The sequence below is a fragment of the Nodosilinea sp. LEGE 07088 genome, from assembly GCF_015207395.1.
GTDB lineage: Bacteria > Cyanobacteriota > Cyanobacteriia > Phormidesmidales > Phormidesmidaceae > Nodosilinea.
Genome location: NZ_JADEWX010000383.1, coordinates 1 through 1,272 on the forward strand (window position 1 = coordinate 1; position 1,272 = coordinate 1,272).

At 53.0% G+C, this 1,272-nt stretch carries 1 protein-coding gene; it reads left to right on the forward strand.

Annotated features, from left to right (window positions below):
* Positions 1 to 60: 60 nt before the first annotated feature.
* Positions 61 to 1,241 (forward strand): IS3 family transposase gene (locus IQ254_RS31160; RefSeq protein ID WP_228041272.1). Its coding sequence is split into 2 segments (ribosomal slippage): positions 61 to 331 and positions 331 to 1,241, totalling 1,182 coding nucleotides; the frame shifts between segments, so codons are not numbered across the junction.
* Positions 1,242 to 1,272 lie beyond the last annotated feature (31 nt).

Consider the following 1,272-nt stretch of genomic DNA (forward strand, 5'->3'; position numbering starts at 1 on the left):
TGACCTTACCTCGAAAAAGTGGACATTTCCGAAGAGTCGACAAGGAAGGAGAATGTTCAGATGAGCCAAAAACCGCGAAGGACATTTACAGACGAGCAAAAAGCAGAAGCTGTACGCATCGTGGGCCAATCGGGTAAACCGGTCAGCCAGGTTGCCAAGGAAATGGGGCTGACCGAAAGTGCGCTGCGCAAATGGGTGAAACAAGCCCAGATCGATCGCGCAGGAGACATCCAAGGTTCGTTGACCTCCGCTGAGCGCCAAGAATTAAATACGTTGCGCCGAGACCTAAAACGGGTACGGATGGAGCGCGACTTCTTAAAAAAAGCCGCGACCTTCTTTGCTCGGGACAGCTCAGATCCTATGAGCTGATCCAGCGCGAGAAGGTCAATTTTCCGATTGCCCTGATGTGCCGAGTCCTGAAGCAGTCCAGAAGTGGCTATTACGCCTGGTGCAACCGCCTTGCATCCCCTAGAACCCAGGAGAATAAGATTTTGTCTCACCAGATTCAACAGATTTATGATGCCAGTCGCCAAAGCTATGGTTCCCCTCGGATTCAGGCGGCCCTGGTGGCTCAAGGCTGGAGCGTCAGCCGTCAACGGGTGGTGCGGTTAATGGCTAACCTCGGCATCAGTGCTCGGTCTCGACGTAAATTCCAGGTGACGACCGATTCTAAACATGCCTGGCCTATTGCCGAGAATCACTTGAATAGAGACTTTACGACGGTTGAACCCGACCGGGTGTGGGTGGCTGACATGACCTACATTTGGACCACCGAAGGCTGGCTGTATCTGGCGGTCATCATTGACCTGTTCTCTAGACGAGTCGTCGGATGGTCGATGGCCGAGCATATGCGCACTGAGCTGGTGCTGACGGCCTTAGAAGCGGCCTTAGGGCAACGCCAACCGGCTTCATCTGGGTTGCTGTTTCATTCTGACCGAGGCTCTCAATATGCCAGTGGAGAGTACCAGGCGGCACTTCAGCAGGCTACGATAAGGGGCAGCATGAGCCGTCGAGGCAATTGTTGGGATAATGCGGTGGCTGAAAGCTTCTTTGGCACCCTCAAGACCGAGGTGATTCATCCCAGGATCTTCTCGACTCGAACGGTTGCCCGCACCGTTATTGCTGAATGGATTGAGGTTTTCTATAACCGACAACGGTTGCACTCAACTCTTGGATATCTGTCCCCAGTGCAGTTTGAAGACAACTACTGGCTCTCTCTAGAGGGCCTGAACGTAGCTTAAAGTACCTGTCCACTTTCTTGAGTCAAGATCA